A 22,320-nucleotide genomic window follows, 5' to 3' on the forward strand; every position below is an offset into this window, starting at 1 on the left:
TCCAATGCCCCGTAGAGTCACGGTCACATTCGCGGATGGTTCCTCGCACGTTTACGAGAACACTCCTGACGACGTCACTCCGCAACAGATTGTCGACCGAGCTACGAGGGAGTTCAGCAAGCCAGTCAAGAAGCTGGACGGCGGGCGCGGCATGCTTGAGCGCGGCGCCCGCGCCGTGGCTGATACGGTGTCAGGAGCAGTCGGCGCGATAGACAATGCGATGCAGCCTCTCCGTGAGGCGGTCGGCTACGATCCTGAGGAGCAGAACCGCAAGACCGATGAGCTTGCCCGCCAGATCCGCGAACGGCAAAGGGCCGACCTTGCGAAACAGGACGGCATCCTCGACACGGCTGGCGACCTGTTCACGCGCGGCATGGCCGGTGCAAGTGCTGGCATTGAACGTGTAGCGTCCGGCCTTGCTCTGAATGACGCCGAGCGCCAGCGCTTTGTCAGTCGCGCGCGCGAGAACGAGGCCATCGCCAAGACCGGCATTGCTGGCGAAACGACGTGGGACGCTGCTACCGGAAATCTTGCAAAGATGCCGGGCTTTATCCTCGAAAAGGGGATCGAGAGCTTGCCCTACATGGCGACTGCCGCGGTTGGCCCGTTCGGCGCTTTGTCCAACGCAAGCGCGACGACAGGCCAGATCGCGCAGAGCCGCGCCGAGGCCGACCGCAGGCAGGACGCGAGCGGCACTGACGTTGCAATCGCTGCGCCGTTCGGAACCGTCTCTACCCTGATCGACAGCCTCAGCCTCGGCGCAATGCGCAACGGTATCGGCGGCGGCCTTGCGCGTGGAATCATGCGCGACGCTGCGACTGAGGGTCTGACCGAGGCGGTGCAGAGCGGCATCGAGTACACCGGCGGCGCCGTCGGGACGGAGCAGGGCTTCGACCTGGGCGAAATGGGCTCGCAGATGTTGCAGGGCGGCCTTGTTGGCGCTGGCGTCGGTGGTGGCTTTGGCGTCGTCACCGAGGGCGGCAAGGAGGCGTTCGACGCAGCGGGCCGCATCAAGTTCCGCCGGGCCGACGACACACGTTCGCCTGCCCCGGGCGTGCGCGAGATGGCGCTCAACGACGCGGTCAATCTCACGCCCGAGGATCTTGCCAGCCCGCTCGACAATGGGGACATTGCCGCCGGTCGCGCGGAGATCGCCAACGCGACGGCCAGCAAGAAGGTCGATGCCGCGCTTTCGCAGGCTGGCCTGCCCAAGGTCGGCAGCAAGGTCAACGTCTCGAACCTGCCCGGCGGACGGTCCATGGCTGGCACGATCGAGGACGTGTTCTCCGACGATACCGGCACTGGTGTTGTCGTTCGCCCCGAGGGCGGCGGCAAGCCCATGCGCGAATACCTCGACACGCTCAACGAGCTTGGCGTTTCGATTACCCCTTCCGACGCGCTGGCCGAGGCTGACGCGATCGACGCGGCGCTCGCCGCGCAAGCATCTGCACCGACGGAGGTTTCCTCTCCCCTTCCTTCGGCTGGCGCAGAGACGCCGTCGCCTCGCCCTTCGGGCCGCACTCCATCCAAGGCTGCAGGCGGCGGCGTCAACTCTGCAATCGTGGAAGGCCTCAAGAAGCGCGGCTTTTCGGAAGGCCAGGCGCTTGGCATCGCCGCAGGCATTCACGCGGAATCGGCCAGCAACCCCAACGCCAAGAACCCGACGTCTGGCGCGATGGGTCTTGGCCAATGGCTCGGCCCGCGCAAGGACGCGATCCGCAAGCGCTTTGGCGACAACCCGACGCTCGATCAGCAGCTCGACTTCCTCGCTGACGAGCTTCGCGGCGGGGACGCTGGCGGCAAGTATGTGCTGGCACAGAACGATCCGGCCAAGGTTCTCGACGCCTACGTGCGCAAGTTCATGCGCCCGGCGGCTGGCGCTGAAACCGACGGCGACATTGCGCGTGGTATGGCTGCGCTTGGCCAGGTTCCGACTGACGCTAGCCCGCTCGTTCCTGAAAGTACTACGCAGTTTGCTGATCGGCCGCAGCGCGAAACGCCCTCGGTCGAGGTTACTGCGGCTGCGCCGGATCTGCCAACCGGCGGCGACATGGCAGGCCCGGCGATTGATAAGGAATGGACCGCTTTCGCGCCTGATTCTGGGACCATCGGCATTCCAAGGGCGGAAATGCCGCAGGTCAAGGCCGAGCATCGCGGCGCCATGGTCAACTTCCTCAACGCCCGCGGCATATCGCATGCCGAGGAGGAGGTGGCAGCCGACACCCTCAAGCCATCGCAGGCGGAGTTCTCGCCATCGAAGGTGGAAAAGGCAAAGAGCTATGAGGGTGGCAATCGTGCCATCCTGATCTCGGCTGACGGATACGTGGTCGACGGCCACCACCAGTGGCTTGCTGCCCGCGACAACGGCGAGACTGTGCGCGCAATCCGCTTGGACGCGCCGATCCGCGAAGTGCTTCAAGCCGCGCACGAGTTTCCAAGCTCCGAAACTGCCGATGGCGCAACGTCAACGAATACCGCCGGGCCGCAGGATGGTGGGGTAGCTGCCACTGTCGAGGCCCCGAAGGCAGGTGGCTCCGAGGCCACCGCCACCGATAGCGCCGCGTCTGCGGGCGGTGCTGTCACTCCTGCCCGCGTAGAAGACACCGGCACCGGCAAGAGCGTTGCTGTGATCGGCGCCAACGAGGCAGAGATCGCCGCTATCAGCGCTGCCGTGCCCAAGGCCATGGGTATGAAGCGCAAGGACGGCGCGCTCGTCTACTCGAAGAAGTATGCCGACAAGATCCGCGCCGCGCTGGCAGGGGTGACAGAAACTGTCACCCCCAAGAGTGACGCCAAGCGCGAAGGCATGTCGAAGGACGAGATCGTCCGTCGTCGCGCCGAGTTGCTTGGTCGCGCACCAATGGCAGTCGATGAAGAGTTCGCCGACATGATCGCGCGCAAGGACTATGAGGGTCTGCGCGGCATCCTGCGTCCCGATAATCCGAAATCGCGCGCCGTGTTCGCCGAAGCAACCGGCATCACGCTGCCCAAGACGCAGCGCGACACGTTTGCGGCACTTCGTGAATGGGCAGGCGTCAGCGAGGAGCAGGAAGCGCAGCGGCAAAAGGCCGAGAACGATCGTATCAAGCGCGAAAGCGACGCCCGCGATCGGGAATGGGCGACGAATGCAGCCGAATCCACAAAGATGCTTGACGAGAACGGTGTCGAAACGACCGTCCGCCAGTGGATCGACAGCAAGATCGAGCAAGGCTTTGACCGGCTCGAGAACGTCAGCAACGGCGCTGTGCCCAAGTGGGTATTGCTCAATGCCCAGGGCAAAGGCTTCAAACTGCAGAAGGACTTTCTGCGGTATGCGCGAATTGCCTTGGAAGGCCGCGCGCCCGAGAAACTGACCGACGAGCAGATTGCCCAAGAAGAGGGCATGTCGGTCGAGGACGTGCGTGCCTCGAAGCATCTGTTTGCCAACGGTTCCGAGCGTATCAAGCTCGCTCGCGAGGAAGGCAAGGCTGCCTTCGATCGCGGCGATGAACGTGTGCTGCCGAGCTACCTCTCGGACATGCCGGCAGGCGTGAAAGAGGAGTGGTACGCCGGGTGGGATCAGGCGAACCTCGCCGATCCTGTTCCCGATGTTCCGGCGAATCCCAACACGAAAGACAGCATCGGCACCAACTCAAAAGGCTTTCCGCTTTACGAAGATGAGGACGGCGTCCGTTCCTATGTCGATCGGGGTATCCGTATTACGGAGCCCGTCGAAATGCGTCCGGTTCGCGGTGCTGGCATTCAGACGAGTGTCGACAAAGCTGCGCGCCGCGGCGAGTTTCTGACCGAAGAAGAGCGCCGCGAGAAGATGGGCGCCCGTCCGGTCGACCGCAGCGCCGCGATCATCATGGATCCCGCTGCTGGCACGGTGAAGACCGTGCCGCTCGGCGGCAAGCGCGCGACCGACAAGAAGGCGAACCCCTACGTCAAAGTGGGCGAGCGCTACACCCTGAAACAGGACGTTGATTATCTCAGCGCTGGCGGCACATACGTGGTCACATCGACCACGCGCACTGACGCATTCTTTGAGAATGTCGACACTGGCGGGCGCACGAGGGTTAAAAACTACCTGTTGCAGCCCGCGCTAGGCAATGGCGTGATGGTCCCGGCTGCAGAATCGACGACAGCAACAGTGCAGCCCGCTCTCAAGCCGACCGATCAGGCAACAATCGACCTCCTGACTCGCATGGCCGAAGCCGAAGATAACGGCAGCTATGTGACGATCGAGATCGGCTCAGCCCGCGTGAAGATGATGGTGGCCGAAGGTCTCATCATCGAGAACAAGGGCAAGAGCGATGCCATGTGGATCACATCGGAGAAGGGCCGCAAGCTCCTTGACGATGCTGGTGTACCGCACGCGCAGTCGCCCAAGCCTGCTCCCAGCCAGAACCGCCTCGTCACGGATGAACGCGCGGCAGAGCTACGCGAACGCCTGAAAGCCAAGCTCAACCCCGGCCGCCTGAATAGCGGCATTGATCCCGAGATCATCGCGATCGGCACCGAGCTTGCCGTCTACCACATCGAGAAGGGCGCACGCCGCTTCCAGGCGTTCGCCAAGGCGATTGCCGAAGACCTCGGAATGAAGGTGCAGGATCTGCGCCTCTACATGCGCGGCTGGTACAACGGCGCGCGGGACATGATGGAGGACGCGGGCGAGAGCGTGGCCGGAATGGACACGCCAGACGAAGTCGCAAAGTCGATGCGCACGCTTGAGCAGTGGGCAAACGAGCCTGCGGTGACAGAAGGCGCAAATGCTGATACAAGGGCCGTCGATGCTGAACTTCCGAACCGCGTACCTGCAAGCGATGCGGGAACAAGCCCCGGCGATGTTCAACGAACTTCGCCGGTCGGGCGCGATGGACGCGCACCTGAACAAGAAGGCAGCCGAGGCTCAGGCGATGTTTCGCGAACTGACGGAGGGCGCACCGACACTACCGGGCAGCGGAGTGCTGGCGGACCCGCAGACGGAGCGCGAGGCGACCGAGCAGGTGTTCGGGACGCTGATAGCCTTCCCGCCGGCGACCGCGACGCCGGATCTCCCCGAAAGGCCGCCGCAGCCGTAAAGGGCACGGATTGGGTTATCGAACCCGGTTCGCTCGACGAAAGCCGTTCTCTGGCGCAGAAGGCCCGCGACAACGTCGAAGCCATCGCCTTGGTCAAGCAGATCGAGCGTGAAGGGCGGCAGGCAACGCGCGAGGAGCAGGCCGTCATTGCCCGGTATATCGGGTGGGGCGGGCTCAAGAACATCTTCCCCGATCCGGTGACGGGTGAGTTTGGCAAGGGCTTCGAGACGCTGGGGCCGCGCTTGCGCGAGCTCCTGACCGACGAGGAATACGCGACCGCACGCCAGTCGATCCAGTACGCGCACTATACGTCAGAATCGGTCGTACGTCCGATGTGGGACATTGCGCGCCAGCTTGGATTCCGAGGCGGTTCCGTGTTCGAACCCGGCATGGGCACCGGCAATTTCCGTGGCATGATGCCCGCCGATATTGCGGCAGCCAGCAGCTACAGCGGGATCGAGTACGATCACCTGACCGCCTCGATCGCCAAGCTCCTCTACCCGCAGTCCGGCGTTCGGCAGGCCGATTACACCCGCATGCCCGGGATCAAGGGCGCGGTGGATCTCGTCATTGGCAACCCGCCATTTTCCGAGACGGCAATCTCGTCGGACCCTGATTACGCCAAGCACAAGTTCCTCCTGCATGACTTCTTCTTTGCGAAGTCATTGGATGCCTTGAAGCCCGGCGGCCTCCTCATGTTCATCACCTCGGCGGGGACGATGAACAAAGTTGGCGACAAGGCGCGGGCCTATCTGGCTGACCGGGCTGATCTCGTCGGCGCGATCCGGCTGCCGGGCAACGCATTCGAGCAGAACGCCGGTACGTCGGTCACGACCGATATCGTGATCCTTCGCAAGCGCATGCCGGGCGAGAAGCCAGGCGATATGTCGTGGGTGGGCACGCAGGCCATGAGCCTGCCAGATCGCGACGGCAACACCGTGCAAGGCAACGTCAATCGCTACTTCGTCGAGAACCCGCAGATGGTGCTTGGCGAGCAGGGAATGTTCGACAAGCTCGTGGCGGGCCCGCGCTATGCCGTGCGCGCACCGAAGGGCTTCAATGTCGAAGAGGCTATCCGCAAGGCGGCTGAGAGCCTGCCCGGTTCCGTGGTGGACACGACGCCGCCCGCCATGGCTCCCGGCTTCATCGCGCCGGACGTCGACCTTGGCAGCGGAGAGCGCAAGGACGGCTCGTTCTACCTCGATCCAGATGGTCGCCTGATGCAGTTCCGTGGCGGCGCAGGCCGCCCGGTACAGTCACCCGGCAAGGGTGTGACCGGCGGTATGTCGGCAGCTGCGCAAGAGCGCGTGCGCGGGCTCATCCCGGTGAAGGATGCACTGCGCGAAGTCTATGCGGCAGATCTCAAATCGGATGGCGTGGCTGGGGCAGCGGCACGCGAGAAGCTGAATAAGGCCTATGACGCGTTCACGAAGAAGTTCGGGCCGATCAACAAGACCGATATCTCCTATCGTCGCCCGAGTCGCGTCGAGCTCGAAGGCTTGCGAGCCGAGGCGCGAGAGGAAGCACGCCTTGCCGGAACCGAGTGGGACGATGGTTCCTTCGACGTGCAATCCTATCTGGACGCTGGCGCGAAGCTGACCGAGATCGCAAAGGCCCGCGAGGAAGCGCGCGAAAAGGCGCTGGCCGACGGGCGAATCTGGAACGAGGGCACGTTTGATTCGAACGACGTGCCCGACAAGGTAATCGAGAAGCGCCCGAACCTCGACCCGTTCATGGAGGACGACGAGGCTTATCGCCTGGCTGCGATCGAGCACTACAACAAGGACACCGGCGAGGCGGCAAAGGGCCGTGCGTTCTTCGAAAACGCCATCACGCTCGATCAGACGCCGAAGATCGCGTCAGCGAACGACGCGCTCCTCTACAGCCTTAACCGCTTTGGCCGCCCGAACCTACGGGAGATGGCACGCATTGCCGGGAAGTCGGAGACGGCGCTTATCGAAGAGCTTGGCGACCGGCTTTTCGAGACACCCGGAAAGCCCGGCTCATACGAGACGGGGGAGATGTACCTGTCCGGCAACGTCCGCGAGAAGCTGGCGATTGCACGGGCGGAAGCTGAGCGCGACCCCGCATTTCAACGCAACGTCCGCGCGCTCGAAGCTGCGCTTCCGGCCCCGCTGACGCCCACCGAGATTGCAGCGAACCTCGGCATGCCATGGCTGCCGACCAAGGTTGTGCAGCAGTTCGCAACCGAAAAGCTCGGGCTGCGGCAGGCGAACGTCACCTACCTCGGCAAGCTGGCGCAGTGGACTGCCACTGGCGATACGACCAGTGCCGCGGCGCGCTCCGATTGGGGCACAGAGCGCATGGACGCGATCAAGATCCTCGAAGCCGCCCTTAACCGGCAGACGCCGGTGATCCGCGACAAGATCGAGACGGCGCAAGGCGAGAAGACCGTCGTCAACGAGGTCGCGACCCAAGCGGTGCAGGACAAGATGGCCGAGATGAAGGCCGCTTTCCGTGAATGGGTGTGGACCGACCCGGACCGCAGCGCTGCGCTCGTGGATCTCTACAACCGCGAGTATAACAGCCTTGTCGCGCCCAAGTTCGACGGCTCCTACCTGACGACGCCGGGGATCGCCTCGGGGTGGTCATGGCGCCCGCACCAGCGCGCGGTCATTGCCCGCATCATCCAGAGCGGCAACACCTACATGGCCCATGAGGTCGGTGCCGGTAAGACGTCGGCGATGATCGGCTCGGGCATGGAAATGAAGCGCCTGGGCCTTGTCAGCAAGCCCATGTACGTCGTGCCCAATCACATGCTCGGGCAGTTCACCAAGGAGTTCTACGAGCAGTACCCGCTTGCCCGCATTCTCGTGGCCGATGAGCAGCGCTTCCACACGTCGCGGCGCAAGGAGTTCATTGCGCGCATGGCGGCGGAAGATTGGGACGCCATCATCATCACGCATAGCGCGTTCGGCTTCATCCCGATGTCCGACGACTTTACGGCTCAGATGATTCAGGACCAGATCGACGAGCTCGAGGATCTTATTGCGGAGATCGGCAAGGGGCAGGACGTCCGCATCACGCGGCGCAAGGTGGAGCAGCAGAAGGAAGCGCTCTCGCAGCGCCTCGCAGGTCTGACCAACCGCAAGCGCGACCAGGTGTTCACGTTCGAGGAAACCGGCGTGGACTTCCTGTTCGTCGACGAAGCCCACTTGTTCCGCAAGCTCGACTTCTCGACCAAGATGGGCAACGTGAAGGGCATCGACCCGGCGGGCTCACAGATGAGCTTCGACCTTTATGCCAAGACCCGGTTCCTCGAAGGGCGGCAGCCTGGGCGCAATCTGGTGCTGGCATCCGGCACGCCCATCACGAACACGATGGCCGAGCTTTTCAGCGTCAGCCGCTACCTGCAGCAGGGCGAATTGGAGAAGCGCGGCCTTGGTCATTTCGACGCTTGGGCGGGCGCTTTCGGCGATACCGTCACAGCGCTCGAACAGGATGCGGCCGGCGGATACAAGCCTGTCACCCGCTTTGCGCAGTTCGTGAACGTGCCTGAGCTGTCGGTCATGGTCCGGCAGGTCATGGACGTGGTCGGCGCGACGGAGCTTCGCCAGTACGTCAGCCTGCCCAATCTCAAGGGCGGTGGTCGCAACCTCATCACCGTGGAAATGACGCCGGAGCAGGAGCGCTACAAGGCGACGCTGCAATCGCGCATGGAAGCGATCAAGCAGCGCAGCGGGCCGCCTCAGAAGGGGGATGATATCCTCCTCTCAGTGATCGGTGACGGGCGCAAGGCAGCGATAGATTATCGCCTGATCGACGCCAGCGCGCCGAAGGAATCGGGCTCGAAGCTCGAACGCATGATCGAAGAGGTCGCGCGTCGCCACAAGGAGTTCACCCGCACGGCGTTCCACAAGCCGCTGCCGGGCGGCGCTGGCTTCTCCGAAAAGCCAGAAACCTATGGTCCGGCCACGCAGATGATCTTCTCGGATTTCGGGATCAACGGTGACTTCCCGGTCCACAAGTACATCAAGAGCGCGCTGATTGAGCGAGGCATTCCCGCCAGCCAGATCGCGCTCATTCAGGACTTCAAGACGCACATCGCCAAGCAACGCCTGTTCAACGACATGAACGAGGGCAAGGTGCGCGTGCTGATCGGTTCTGTCGCCAAGATGGGCACCGGCGTAAATGCGCAGAAGCGGCTTCGCGCTCTGCACAACATGGATGCGCAGTGGTACCCGGCCAACGACACGCAGCGTAACGGGCGTATTATCCGCCAGGGGAACATGAACCCCGAGGTGGAGATCCTCGACTACGCCACCAACGGCACCTACGATTCGACCATGTGGGGCCTGATGGCGAAGAAGGCCCGGTTCATCGAGGGCTTCATGCGTGGCGATCCGACCATGCGCGACATGGAAGACCTGGGCGAGGCAAGCCAGTACGAGCAGGCCTCGGCGATGACGACGTCAGATCCTCGCATCATGGACCTGACCGAGTGGAAGCAGGAGCTTGAAAAGATCGAGCGCCGCCAGATGGCCCACGAGCGCGAGCAGCAGAGCGTGCGCATGCGCCTCGCCTCGGCACGGAACGAAGTGACCGAGCAGGACCGGCTTATTCCGCTGATCCAGAGCGATATCCAGAAGCGCCAGTTGCAGGAAGGCGAAGAGTTTTCCGTCACCCTCAAGGGCGAGACGTTCGAGGATCGCACCGAGTATGGTGCAGCGCTCATGGCTACCATGGACGCGCTCGTCGAGAAGTCGAACGGCAGGGAGTTGCGCGAGGGTGTCGGCGAGTTCGGCGGATTCCCGCTGGTGGCCGAGGCCTACCCCCGCACCGGCGGCGAAATGGCGCTATCGTTTTACGTCAAGCGCGCCGGCGGGCGCGAGACCCGCGTCGACATGGGCACGGACGCGCGCGGGCTGGTGACGCGCCTGACCAACGCCATCAAGGGTTTCGACAAGGATCTCACCTATTCGGAGAACCGCAAGGCCGAAGCAGAGCAGCGCATTGCCGACTTCGAGCCCAAGCTCGGCGCGACGTTCGACGATGGCGGCAAAGGTGACGCGCTGCGGACCAAGATCCGCGATCTCGAAGCAACCCTGAAAGCCGAGAGCGAAGCGCGGGACGCAGCGCTGAAAGCGCAAGCAGCGCCGGAAGCACAGCAGTCGATTCCCGAGGCGGCGCCGCAAGGTGCCCGCCCGGCGGATATCCGCACAGCATTGCAGGAGCAGCTCGCGAACCTGCGCCTTGCCGACAAGGTCAAGGTGCGGCTGGTCGACACGCTGGGCGGCGCGGCCGGTGAGTACCGCGCTCAGATCGTGACGATCGCGCAGGACACGCCGCAGGGCGAAGTCTTCACCCTGAACCACGAGGCTATTCACGTTCTGCGCGACCTCGGCCTGTTCAACACGTCGGAGTGGGCCATCCTCTCGGCCAAGGCTCGACGCGAGACAGGCCTGATGCGCTCGATCCGTCAGCGCTACGAGGCGGGCTTCCGCCAGCGCGGCATGAGCGGCGCGGCGCTGGAAGAAGCGCTGATCGAGGAAGCCGTGGCCGATATGTTCGCCCGGCACCAGGACGGACGCTACAAGGCGGAAGGTACAACCGATCGCCTGTTCAAGATGCTGCGCCAGTTCTTTGAGGCGGTGCGCAACGCCTTTGCCGGTCGCGGGCTGCGCACCGCAGAGGGTGTCATGCAGGACGTGGCCGATGGCCGAGTAGGCGCGCGTAACAGTCAGGAAATGCTTGACGGTTCGGCGCGGCAGAGCGTCGCGGACGCCACCGGCACCGAGGCTTTCAAGCGCTGGTTTGGTGACAGCAAGGTCGTGGACGAAAACGGCAAGCCGCTGGTGGTCTACCATGGCGGACATTTCAAAGCCTCTGAGTTCCGCCAGTTCGACGCCGACCTAACCGATCCGACCAATGATCTTGGAGCAGGCTTCTATTTCAGCAACGATCGCGGAGACGCAGAAGGGTATGACTATAACCGCGAATATGGCGCACCACAGGTCATTGAAGCCTACCTCTCAATGCAGAATCCGTATCGCGTTGGGACGAGCTCTAAGCCTGCCGGCGCCACAAAGGAAAGCGGTGAGGTATTCCGCCAAGCAGTCGAAGCGGCTGGCTATGACGGGATTATCGACAATACCGTAGGCGCAAAGTTTGAGCCGGAAGGTAGCGGTTATCGCGCTGGTGATGGCCGCACTCACTATGTCGTGTTCCGCCCAGAACAGGTCAAATCTGCGATCGGCAACAACGGTGCATTCGATCCCAACAACCCCGACATTCGTTTCTCCATCCCCGAGCGAGACGACCTTGTCGCCCTGGGCGGCACGGAACCGACGTGGAAGGGCAAGGTGGCCGACGCGTTCGACCGTTGGCGCACAGCGATGCAGGACCGTTACCTGCCGCTGTTGAAGGTGCAGCGCCAGATCGAGGAGCAGACCGGCAAGTCGCTCCCCGTCTCGCGCAACCCGTACATGGGCGAGGAGCTTATGACGGGCCGCATTGGTGCGCGGCTGGAACGGCTGGCCGAGGAGCATGTGCAACCCCTGTTCGACGCGATGCACGCCGAGAAGGTCACGACTGAGGATCTGGAATCCTTCCTCTATGCCCGGCACGCACCGGAGCGGAACGCGCGGATTGCCGAGATCAATCCCGAGTTCACCGAGGGCGAAGGCTCCGGCATGACCGACCTTGAGGCGGCGGCGATCATGTCGCGCGTCCGCAAGGCTGGGAAGATGGAAGCAATGGAGCGGCTGGCGAAACGGGTCGACCAGATCCGCGACGACGCGCTCGACTATCGCGTGCAGACCGGGCTGATCTCCAAGGAGGAAGCGGACGAGTGGCGCAGCACCTATCAGTTCTATGTTCCGCTGCGCGGCTTCAAGGAAACCGGCACCGACGCCATCCCCGATCGCATGAACCGCTCGGGCGGCGGCATCAACGTACGCGGACGTGAGAGCAAGCAGGCATTCGGGCGGCGCAGCCAGGCAGATAGCCCGCTCGCCTACCTGATCCTGCAGGCCGAGGAGGCAATTATCCGCGGCGAAACCAACATCGTCGCCGCGCGCTTCTACAACCTCGCGAAGGCCAACCCTGACAAGGAGTTCTGGTCGATCAACAAGCCGACCGTGCGCCAGCGCATGAACGAGGAGAGCGGCCTCGTTGAATCGTACACGACGTATAACCTGTTGGCCGAGGACAAGGATTGGACGGTCAGCGCCAAAATCAACGGGCGCGAAGTGCGCGTTACCATGAACAAGCAGAACGTCGACGCAAGGCGGCTGGCTGACGCCATGCGCAACCTGACCCAGCACCAGCTTGATTGGGTGACGCTGCACATGGGCAAGGTGAACCGCTTCCTTTCGGCGGTGAACACGAGCTACAACCCCGAGTTCATCATCACCAACGCCTTCCGCGATTTGCAAACTGCGACGTTCAACCTGTCCGGCGAGGGCGTGAAGGGCATCGTGCGCGGCACCTTGAAGGATTACCGCAAGGCGCTGGCAGCATCAGCCAAGGGCGCGTTTGGCAAGCACTCCGGCGAATGGGGCAAGTGGTACGACGAGTTCGTGATGAACGGCGGGCGCGTCTACTTCAACAAGGTCGAGAACGTCGAGGAGATCAAGAAGCGGATCGCCAGCGCTGCCGAGATGGCCAAGGCCAAGGCGGGAGAAGGTGGGCCGCGCCTGCAGGCCAAGCGCCTGTTCCTCGCTGGCCGCGATATGATCGAGAACCTGAACAACGGTGTCGAGAATGCCGTGCGCCTGTCGGTCTACAAGAACGCGCGCGAAGCTGGCCTCACTCCCGCCCAGGCGGCGAGCATGGCGAAGAACGTGACCGTGAACTTCAACCGGCGCGGCACGGCAGGCCCGGCGATGAACGCGGCCTACCTGTTCTTCAATGCCTCGGTGCAGGGTTCGGCGCGAATCCTCATGGCGCTGCGCTCCCCGCGCGTGCGCAAGATGGTGGCTGGCGTGATGATCGCTGCTGCTGCTGCCGAGATCCTGAACGCGATGATGAGTGCGGACGACGACGACGGCGAAAGCATCTACGACAAGATCCCTGCCTTCGAGAAGTCGCGCAACATCATCCTCATGATGCCGGACGGCAAGAGCTACATCAAAATCCCGATGCCCTACGGCTACAACGCCTTCTGGGAGGCGGGCCGCTCGGCCGCAGAGATCGCGCGGCGCGGTGGTGACAGGTGGCTGGAAACCATGGGCCAGTTCGCCGGCACCGTGGCCGATGCCTTTAACCCGATCGGCGGCAGTGACAGCCTGCTCAACATTCTCTCGCCCACGATCACGGACCCGATCGTCGACCTGACGTTGAACAAGGACTTCACCGGCAAGCCGATCATGCCGGACCAGTCTCCCTATGGGCCGGAGGAACCGGACAACCAGCGCTATTTCAATAGCGTGGGTCCGCACTGGAAAACCATCACGGAGTTCCTGAACGCATCGACGGGTGGGGATGAGGTGCAGCCAGGCGCAATCGACGTTTCTCCGGAGACGCTTGAGTACCTTTCCGGCACGGTGATCGGCTCTGCCGGCGCCTTCCTTGATCGCAGTCTAGGGCTCATCGGAAAGTCGATGGACGAGTCCGAAGACATAACGGCCGATGATATCCCTGTGGCGCGCAAGGTTGTGGGTGGAAAGCCGAGTTGGGTCGACAAGTCTGCATTCTACGACCGCTTGCATGCGGTCGAAACAGCTATGGACCGAACGGAAAAGTACCTCGAAGCGGGCAATCAGGAAGCTGCTTATGAGTACGCCATGGACAACAAGGCTGCGCTCATGCTGGAGGGCGCGGCAAAGCAGGCGCGCAAGGATATGCGCGAGGTCAGAAAGGCCCGTAACGAGCTTGAGGTGGCAAAGGATCGCGATCAGATCGACGATGCCACATACAGAGACAAGAAGGCTATCGTCCGTCGGGCAGAGGAACTGGTGACGACCGATTTCAACTCCCAATGGGTAGCCGTGATGAAAGCCAGGCGTGACGAAAGCGGCGGTGACTGATACAGTCGCTGCCGCTCATGGCTGAAACCATTTCAAACATCATCATCTACGCGGTCGGAGCCGCGTTTGTTCTCGCGCATGTAGCGCTGTTTGGTTGGGGACTGTCCCTTGCCAAGCCAGAATCCCGACGTGCCATAGGGCTTTTCGGCACCGGACTGCTCGCGATGTTGTTTTCGGTGGCAGGTTGCGCCCACTACATATCTAGGTAGGCGCTGGGAGGCCGAACTCCTGCGCCAACTTGGCCATGCCCTTCGCCGTCACCCTGACCTGCTCGGTCACCTTGTCCCTGCCGTCCTGCGTCGTGACGGTCGTGACCTTATGCTCCAGATAGCCTTGCGACACCCGCCCGGCGTAGCCTAGCCAGCCAGTGCCGTGCCGTCGGTAAATCCAGTGCTGTTGCTGCAACCACGCGAACAGATCTTTAGGGCGCATTTGCAAGGCCTTGGCCGCATCCGTGATGCAAAACGATCCGTCGGCGCTGGCGATGCGATCCAGCGCTTCGGCTTTCGGGGCCAATGTCGCGTTGGCCTGCTCAAGCTCGATCACCTTTTCGCTGTATGAGAGGAGCAACCCGCGCATGGTGGCAGGGTCGTTGAGGGCCTTCATAGGATCGACCGGCTGAGCCTGTGCCTCCAACTCCTGCCAACGGTCAATGATGCGAGCGCGGAGGTGAACGTCGTATCCTGACACGAGAATGAGGCTTTCGCGCTTCGGCAGGTGATAAGCCATCAAAGGGCGTCCACCATTTGATGCTTCGGGCTTTTCCTCAAAAGTGAGGGAAAGGGCGCGAGCCATCGCTTCAACGTCACGTCGGACATTATCGTGCCGCTTGCCGGTCAGTTCCGCGATCTCGCGGCTCGACATGGTCTGGACGCCCTGAGCGTCTATGCGGGCAAGGCTGCTCACTGTGCTTCTGCCTGCTCGAGTTCGAACGCCATTACGTCGAACATGATGCTTTCGATCAGGTGCGTAGGGCATTCGCCTTCGCCGTACTGCGCGAGAATCGCGCTGCACTTGGAGACGATGGCCGAGAGATCGCAAGCCGGGTGCGCAACCAGTTCCTCGAACAGAGGGTAGATCGCTTCCTCTGCGCGCTCGATCTGCGCGTCGTCCTTTGCAAGCCGTCTCATGGGAAGAGCGGCGTTGTACGCAGCGAAAACGGTATTGAACCCTCTGGCAGGGCTGATAGGGGCAATAATAGCCATGACGTGGAAGCCTCACGTTTGTGGTTAGGGCGTCTTGGGAGGACCAACTCCCTTGACGCCCGCCTTTTATTGCGCCAGAAATTGCGCATGTCAACAATATCTGGCGCAAAGAAATCACGAGGTAGGCCGCGCGTGGATGGAGAGCCCGTCAACGTCCGCCTAGATCGCGTGATGATCGAAGCTCTCGACCGTTGGCGAGAAGCGCAGCCTGACATACCTTCACGGCCTGAGGCGATTCGTAGGGGTATGAAGGCATGGCTCTCAGTCGATTGATTTTATTGCCAGCACTGCTGGCGGTTTCAGGGTGCGTAACTACCCCTGGGAGCACTGTGACAGTGCTCAGCTACAACCCAGCAAGCGTAGTTCTCGAATACACTCGTTGGTACGATGGCGAATTTCAGTCGGCCATGCAAACCGCGCAGAATTACTGCGCTCAAATGGGTAAGAACGCGCAGGTGGGGGCTACGAGCCCGGCTGGGCCAAACCCAATCGACCGCGTCGTCACGTCTTTCAACTGCATTTAGCCCGCCCTACGCGCCACCGTCAGCAGATCCTCTGCTGGCCGCATGCCTTCCAGCAGCAGTTCAGCCCACTCGCAGGCGATCGCCCGGCGGCGCGGCATGAACTCGGCGCGGTTGTAGGCTGCTTCGACCTTGTTCTCGGGTACGTGCGCCAGCATGAGGTCGATCACGGCGCGGTCGTCGGCAATCCCAGCGAGCTTCGCCCGCTCGTTCATGATCGTGGAGAAGGCTGCGCGCCAACCATGGGGGACGTGCCTGCGGTGCCAACCTGCGCGGTTGTAGAGATAGCCGATCGCGTTCTCGGATAGCGGGATATGGGCGTGACGCTGGCCGGGGAATACCAGCTCGCCGCGCCCGGTCAGGCGATGGACGGCGCGCAGAACGTCGACGGCTTGCGGGGCGAGGGGAACGACGTGGTCAAAAGCCTGCTCATCCTTGCGATCGAGGGTGAGCTTCATGCGCTCGGCGGGAATGTGCCAGTACGGCTCCTCGCCTTCGAGATCCTTGAACTCCTCCCATCTCGCACCGCGGACAACGCCCGGGCGAACGGCGGTGAGGGCGAGGAGGCGCGACGCCAGCAGCGTGACCGGCGACGCGCCCGACTGCTCGGTCTTGGTCAGCAAGTCGCGCAGCTCGTCCAGATCGAGCACGGCTGGCTGCTTCTTGGCCTTCTTCTTTGGCAGGAGCGCAGCATTCAGATCCTTGGCCGGATTGTCGCGGGCGATGCGCTTGGAGATTGCCAGCACGAAAACACCGCTGATGCGCTGCCGGATGCGCTTGGCCGTCTCGACCGAACCGCGCTTCTCGATCTTGCGGAGCATGTCGAGGACGTCATGGGCTTCAATGTCGTTGACCTGCCGCTTGCCCAGCGTCGGGAATACGTCGCGCTCAAGCGAGCGCAGGACGTCGGCCTGATGCACGTCGGTCCAGCGGCCCTTGTTGAGCTCGTGCCATTCACGCGCGACCGATTCGAACGAATGCGCTTCCTCCAATCTGGCGGCCTTGGCCTCGCGCTGCTTCTCGGCGCTCGGGTCGATGCCTTGGCGCAACAGGCGGCGGGCTGCGTCGCGTCTCTCTCGCGCGTCGATCAGGGTGACGTCGGGATAGGGGCCGAACGAGAGGAGCTTTTCCTTGCCGGCAACGCGATACTTCATGCGCCAGAGCTTGCCGCCGTTCTTGCGCACAAGGAGAAATAGACCCTTCTCGTCGGCGAGCTTGTAATCTCGCTCGGCTGGTGCGGCTTTGCGGATCTTCGTGTCGGAGAGCATGCCGATACCCCTACTTGGGGGTATCGTTTAGAGCGTTACCCCCCGAATTACCCCCTTGGGCCCGGTCCATTGATGGCACGCGGTGGCACACCGCGCACGTCCCAATGAGACATAACCCCAGCAATTGCTAGGGTTTTTGGCATGGGATGGCATGGGATGGCAAGGTAAATTGGCGGACAGGGTGGGATTCGAACCCACGGTGAGCTTCCACCCACGGCGGTTTTCAAGACCCATGTGGGTAGCTCCTTTGTGCCGACATAAAACCACGATATTCCGGCATTGTCTAGCGCTTTCTACTCTGAAAAACCGTTGTGGGTTGTGTCGCTCATTGTGCCGACTCCGGTCTGTGCCCGCATCGCTTCCTCGGGCGTCAGGTATTGCAGATATTCCTCGGTCTGCTTGATCGTGCCGTGCCCGAGCTGGCGTTGCAGAGCGTAGAGATTGCCGCCATTCACAAGGTATTCGATGGCATAAATGTGCCGCAGGGCGTGCAGGCTGAAAGGCGTGTATTTCCACTTGCCCTTCTGTGCCGCTTTCCGTGCCCGCTTCTTTGCATCCTGCCAGTTCGTTGACGCCTGCTTGTAAGGGTGCGGTTCGCCGGTCTTCCGATCCTTGGCAGGGAAGGGCCAAAGGCTGTCACGCGGCTGCTTCTCCAGAATGGCGAGCGCTTGCTCGTTTAGGTGAACTGCACGCGTGCGGCGGCTCTTGGTATCTGTCAGCGTGGCGGATGCCCTGCCTACGTGAATGTCCGACCACTGCAACGTTGCGCCTTCGTCTAGGCGCATCCCTGTTGCCAGCAAGAACCGGGCGAGGGGTTGCAGGTTACCGTATGCGAGCGAGATGGTCGTCTCAATCGAGCGGGTGTCTGGCCTGATGAACTGCGGCTTGGTATAGCGCAGTTGCCGCTTGCCTATTTCACGAACAGGGTTGATCGCGCCCCATCCGCGCTCAATCGCAAACTCTGCGGCCTGAGAGAGCACGGTAAGATCGCGGCGGATCGTTGGTATCTTTGCGCCGTCGGCCTTGCGCTCATCAATGTAGGTGACCACTGACAGCTTGGTGATTTCATCCCACCACTTGCCCTCGAACCTGTCCAGCAACTGCAACGTTGAAACGTCGTAGCGGGTCACTGTTTTAGGCTTCAGGCGGCTCAAAGACTCGGTGCGGAATGCCTGCAAAACCTCTTCGAACAGCTTACGGCTTGTGCCGTGGTAAGGGCTATGCTGCTCCAAGAACAGCTTCAGGCGCTTCTCCGCCTCTCTGCGATTTGCTGTCTTAAGGGAATGCCTGCGTTCGACCCCTGCCACCTGAACGCGGGCGTAGTATATGCCGTTTCTCTGGTAGAGGTTGCTCGGCTTAGGCATTGGCTTTCCTTGTCCCTGATCCATCGGGCTAGTTTGAGAGTATCGAACGTCCACAGTTTTCCGAACTTGGCAGCGCCGGGAATTTCGCCACGCTGGGCCATGGCTTGAACTGCCCGTCGTGAAAGTCCGGTTTTCTCCATGACCTGTTCGACTTTGATGCGCTCGGCTGTCATCGGTCTGCCTCCGACATATCCAGGTATTCAGCAACGGTCTTGCGTAGGAGTAGGGCGGGCCATCTCATGCCACAGCCCTTTGCAGCTTCCCGGCAGTCTCAAGAACATCTGCCAGTGTGTCCCATGCTTCGTAGGTTTCGTCTGGAACCTCGATGCCTGCTTCGTCTCCGATGATCAGGGCAAGTTCGATCCTGTCCAGTGGATCTAGCTGTAGATCGTGGAAGGTGGCGTATAGGTCATCGGTGGGGATGCCTTGGTCTTTGAGGTAGGTGAGGATGTCAGGCATTGGTTGGCTTCCGTTGAGGCAAAGCCTTCTCAATCCTCTCCAGCAACTCCACAGCGGCAAAATAGCCCTTGGGGTCACGGTCCAGCTTGTCTCCGTGTTCTCTGTGACGGATGGTGGTGTGCCATTCGGTGTAGGTCATGGGGTCACCTCAGGTTCATCGCGGCGCGTTCGGTGGCTGCGGCTGTCCGCCATGCCTCGAACTTCATCCGCTTGGCTTCGGCCTGTGCGCGCAGGGTTTCCGCCTCGAATGCAGCGGCTTCCCAATCCTGGCAGGCAAGTTCGTATGCCGGGTCTGCCTCGGCCAGAGCCTCGGCTTCAGCCGCGCTCTTGACCGTCGCCCGGTGCTTGATGAACAAGGCGGCGCGGACACGCTTGCGGCGCATATCCATGCTTTCTGCCCTGATCTTGGCTTGACCGGCGTCCACGAAAAGGCGCTCTGCCATATCAACCGCCTTGTCGATGTCGGGCGCGGTCATTGCTTGGCGGCTCATTGATCGTTCTCCATTTCCCATGCGACCCGCCCCGGCCATGCGCGCCAGTAGGCATCGGCCATCGCAACGGCAGACTTCCCGCCAAGGCATTCCCCCTCGAACGTCTGCCATCCCCGCGTATGCTGGCGACGGTGGTGGCCTTCACAGAGCGGGATGGCGTGCTTATCGGCGACCTTGGTGCCCATGCCTTTGCCGCCTGCATGATCGACGTGCGCGGCTTCCATGCGGCCCTCACACAGGCCATAGCCATCGGCTGCGCAGGGACGCCCCCTGAGCCACTTGAGATAGCTTGTGGCTACCTTCCAAGCGGGACGGGGAGCGTTCTTGTGGCGAGGGCGGACATTTACCAGCATGACGGACCTCAGAACGGCGGTAAGCCGTCGTCATCGCCCCAACCGCCACCGTTCGAGCGATTGCTGGCCTGCTGGCGATCGGCAGCGGCGCTACGTCCACGCGGGTTGTCGTTGTTGTCGCGTGGCTCGAACAGGTTGGCGACACAGCGGCCTTCCGCGTCGGGGATGGGCAGGGCATCGAAAACGAGCTGGATGCCCTTATCCCCCTGCCATGCGGTGCCGATCTTGACCCAGAACGTCTTGTCGTTGCGGGTGCGCGGGGTGCAGATATCAAACCGGTTTGCCATTACGCTGCCTTCTTTCGTTCGTGATAAATGACGCCGGGAACAGGCGGGCGAGCGCCACGCGCGTCACGGTCAGCGAGCGTCTGGATCAGATCCATGAACTCGTCGGGGTGGCTCTTGAGGTAAGCGCGCAGTGCTGCGCCTTTGTCGGTTACTTCGGCTTCCCAATAGGTGCGCAGACCAGTCGGAGCCTTTGCGACACGATTGGCAAGTTTGGTCAGCTTGTCGGCTTCCTCAAGCTCCTGTTCCGCCTGGAACTTGGCTTCTAGGTCATCCGACTGACGCAGCGCCTCCTGTGCCGCCTTGCGCTTAGCCTCGGCCTCTTCGCGCGCCTTGTTCTCGGCCTCGCGCTGCGCCTTCAGTTTCGCTTCCCTGTAGGGCGTCAGAGCATCCTTGCAGGCGATGACGCCGCGATCAGCCTTTGCGATGATCGGCTTCCACTTCTCCTGCACCGCTTTGCCCGCCTCATCATGTGGGCGCTTTTCGTCGGCACGAAGCTTGTCTGCATCCTTCGACGCCTTGCGGAAGTCGTCCATCAATGCGTCGATTGCAGCTTCCTTGGCGTCGTCATCGACCTCCCCACCGGCAAGTGTGTCCGAAAGGAGCGAGAACAGGTCATCGACATGAATGACCATTGCGGCGTCGGCGGGCGGGTTATTGCCCCCGACCTCAATACGGGATTTCGTCATCGATCAGTTCTCCGAAGCCGCCACTGGCGGCATTGTTGGTTTCCGCCTTGGCCTTTTCCGCAAGTCGCGCGTTCAGGCGTTCGACCGCGTTTGCGTATTGCTGTTGGTTCAGAAGCTTGATGCTCTTGACCTTGTATTCCTTGAGGAGGGCATCGGCAGGGACGCCCGTCGCCTTGAGCAAATTGACAATCTGAGCATATTCGGCAGGCGGCATTTCCTTGGGCGCTTCGGCGCGCTGTGCAGGCGAGGATGCAGCCTTGGCCTGTGCTGGCTTGGGCGCATCGCCTTCGTCTTCCTCGGCGTGAAGGTCGCCCTTGTGCCAAAGGTCTAGAGCCGCACCGAACCGCATGGCTGCATTGCGCAGAGCGTCTCCAATGACTTCCTTTTCTCGCGCGCCGGGGTCCATCTGCGGCTTTGCAGCGGCATGACCGTATCCAAGGCGGGTGATACCGGCGACGGTCAGCTTGATCCACAGACCGCCCGACTTGTCGAATAGAGGCAGGCCAGTTTCATCGAATGCCAGCGGCTCCCAATACCATGCCGGATCAGCGTCAAGCAGGCGGTCGGTAAGGGCGGCGTGTCCAACGTAATCGAGGTGGACGGCGCGCGGGTGATGCCAGCCACCGCAGACGGTGCAGTTGATGCCCTCACGGTTATTCTTGCGGGCCTCGGCCTGTGCCTTTGTCTCCTTCGGCAACTTGCTGATATGGTGTGCCGGGAAAGGTGCGCGAAGCAGGGCCGCGCCGCTTTCAATCTTGGTCTGCGCGTTCACGCTAGTGATCCTTTCCCCCGGCCAGCCTCTGCCGGGGTTGATTGCGCGTTAGGTGAGGCTGCGCGGGTGAGGGTCTGGAACTGCCGGTGTCCACGCATGAAGGGGCGGACGTAGGGCTTGCCCATGGTGGGGATGGTGAGAGGGCGCGGGGTCATGCGGCGGCACTTTCCGGCGCGCGCAAAAGCGGCCCACGGCAGAACAAAGTAGAAGGCGCGATCTTCTCGCCAAACGTGTCCTTGACCCTCTGGCGGATGCCGGTCAGGGACGGCGGGGGGATCGACCCTTCGAAATCCCATTCGCCCATCGCGTCGATTGCGTTGGCAACCTGCATCGCCTCATCGAGAGGGGTGATGATGCCAAATGTGCGGCGGCCAGTGGGCAAATGAGTTAGCAGCCAACCGCCCGACAAATCCTCGTCCCATCCTTCAGACAGGTCGAAAACGCGGAAGTCCAAAGCCCATACGCCTTTTACCCAACCGGCAACGGGCTGCTTCACTTCCTCGCCATTGAAATCGACAACTACGTCGAACGCTTGCGCTTTCCAGCCAGCCTCAACCATTAGCCTTCTCCTGCTTGTATTGAGAGACGGCGCGGGCGAAGTCGACGGGATATTCCCGAAGTATTTCATCGGACAGCGCGTCATTCCATTTCATGAGTATCCGCTTCACCGCTTCCTCATCAGGATCGACGGGCTTGGTTTCGTGCTTGGCGATGATGGATGCGCCATGCCGAACGGTCACACGAAGCGTGACAGCATGTTCACCGCCTGCGCTCATTACTTGGTTGTAGTTTAGGCCCGCGCCTTCGCAGAAGCGTCGGATTGCCCAATCTGGGATCGTGTCAGTCATGGATTACAGTCCT

General features: G+C 62.0%; 14 protein-coding genes and 1 pseudogene. 1 reads left to right on the top strand and 14 read right to left on the bottom strand.

Annotation, left to right across the window (positions count from 1 at the left end):
• The first annotated feature begins 4 nt into the window (after positions 1-4).
• Positions 5-14,053 carry a phage tail tip lysozyme gene (locus AC3WLM_RS00690; protein ID WP_492476273.1) on the top strand — a complete coding sequence of 4,683 codons (14,049 nt, stop codon included), beginning with the start codon at positions 5-7 and terminating at the stop codon, positions 14,051-14,053.
• Positions 14,054-14,254: 201 nt separating this feature from the next.
• On the opposite strand, the gene AC3WLM_RS00695 is transcribed toward AC3WLM_RS00690, so the two are convergent.
• The 14 genes and pseudogenes from AC3WLM_RS00695 to AC3WLM_RS00760 all read right to left on the bottom strand — a co-directional run bounded on the left by AC3WLM_RS00695 (position 14,255) and on the right by AC3WLM_RS00760 (position 22,307).
• Positions 14,255-14,959 carry a phage antirepressor KilAC domain-containing protein gene (locus AC3WLM_RS00695; RefSeq protein ID WP_492476274.1) on the bottom strand — a complete coding sequence of 235 codons (705 nt, stop codon included), beginning with the start codon at positions 14,957-14,959 and terminating at the stop codon, positions 14,255-14,257.
• Positions 14,956-15,183, bottom strand: a complete 228-nt coding sequence (locus AC3WLM_RS00700) for a hypothetical protein (RefSeq protein WP_492476275.1) — start codon at positions 15,181-15,183, stop codon at positions 14,956-14,958. The genes AC3WLM_RS00695 and AC3WLM_RS00700 overlap by 4 nt, the downstream gene beginning before the upstream one ends.
• A gap of 595 nt (positions 15,184-15,778) precedes the next feature.
• Entirely contained in the window at positions 15,779-17,047 is a 1,269-nt protein-coding gene (locus AC3WLM_RS00705) for a tyrosine-type recombinase/integrase (protein ID WP_492476276.1), read from the bottom strand.
• 293 nt (positions 17,048-17,340) lie between these two features.
• Positions 17,341-18,411: a tyrosine-type recombinase/integrase gene (locus AC3WLM_RS00710; protein ID WP_492476277.1), complete on the bottom strand. Its 1,071-nt coding sequence runs from the start codon at positions 18,409-18,411 to the stop codon at positions 17,341-17,343.
• A gap of 23 nt (positions 18,412-18,434) precedes the next feature.
• A pseudogene (locus AC3WLM_RS00715) lies at positions 18,435-18,584 on the bottom strand (helix-turn-helix domain-containing protein); the annotation flags it as partial.
• Between the two features lie 64 nt (positions 18,585-18,648).
• Complete coding sequence (locus AC3WLM_RS00720) at positions 18,649-18,870, bottom strand: phosphopantetheine-binding protein (RefSeq protein WP_492476278.1); 222 nt, start codon at positions 18,868-18,870, stop codon at positions 18,649-18,651.
• Positions 18,863-19,009: a hypothetical protein gene (locus AC3WLM_RS00725; RefSeq protein WP_492476279.1), complete on the bottom strand. Its 147-nt coding sequence runs from the start codon at positions 19,007-19,009 to the stop codon at positions 18,863-18,865. The genes AC3WLM_RS00720 and AC3WLM_RS00725 overlap by 8 nt, the downstream gene beginning before the upstream one ends.
• 4 nt (positions 19,010-19,013) lie before the next feature.
• Positions 19,014-19,361: a hypothetical protein gene (locus AC3WLM_RS00730; protein WP_492476280.1), complete on the bottom strand. Its 348-nt coding sequence runs from the start codon at positions 19,359-19,361 to the stop codon at positions 19,014-19,016.
• Positions 19,358-19,714 (bottom strand): DUF968 domain-containing protein, encoded by a 357-nt coding sequence (locus AC3WLM_RS00735; protein ID WP_492476281.1) that lies wholly within the window; start codon positions 19,712-19,714, stop codon positions 19,358-19,360. The genes AC3WLM_RS00730 and AC3WLM_RS00735 overlap by 4 nt, the downstream gene beginning before the upstream one ends.
• A gap of 8 nt (positions 19,715-19,722) precedes the next feature.
• Positions 19,723-20,001, bottom strand: a complete 279-nt coding sequence (locus tag AC3WLM_RS00740; protein WP_492476282.1) for a hypothetical protein — start codon at positions 19,999-20,001, stop codon at positions 19,723-19,725.
• Positions 20,001-20,687: a hypothetical protein gene (locus tag AC3WLM_RS00745; RefSeq protein WP_492476283.1), complete on the bottom strand. Its 687-nt coding sequence runs from the start codon at positions 20,685-20,687 to the stop codon at positions 20,001-20,003. The genes AC3WLM_RS00740 and AC3WLM_RS00745 overlap by 1 nt, the downstream gene beginning before the upstream one ends.
• Positions 20,668-21,459, bottom strand: coding sequence for a hypothetical protein (locus AC3WLM_RS00750; RefSeq protein ID WP_492476284.1), 792 nt, complete (start codon positions 21,457-21,459; stop codon positions 20,668-20,670). The genes AC3WLM_RS00745 and AC3WLM_RS00750 overlap by 20 nt, the downstream gene beginning before the upstream one ends.
• Before the next feature lie 151 nt (positions 21,460-21,610).
• A complete protein-coding gene (locus AC3WLM_RS00755) occupies positions 21,611-22,018 on the bottom strand; it encodes a hypothetical protein (RefSeq protein ID WP_492476285.1) in 408 nt (135 codons plus the stop codon).
• Positions 22,011-22,307, bottom strand: coding sequence for a hypothetical protein (locus AC3WLM_RS00760; RefSeq protein ID WP_492476286.1), 297 nt, complete (start codon positions 22,305-22,307; stop codon positions 22,011-22,013). Before AC3WLM_RS00760 ends, AC3WLM_RS00755 begins: the two co-directional genes overlap by 8 nt.
• Between the last annotated feature and the right edge of the window lie 13 nt (positions 22,308-22,320).

It is taken from the genome of Novosphingobium sp. FW305-C-30-35 (assembly GCF_058783135.1).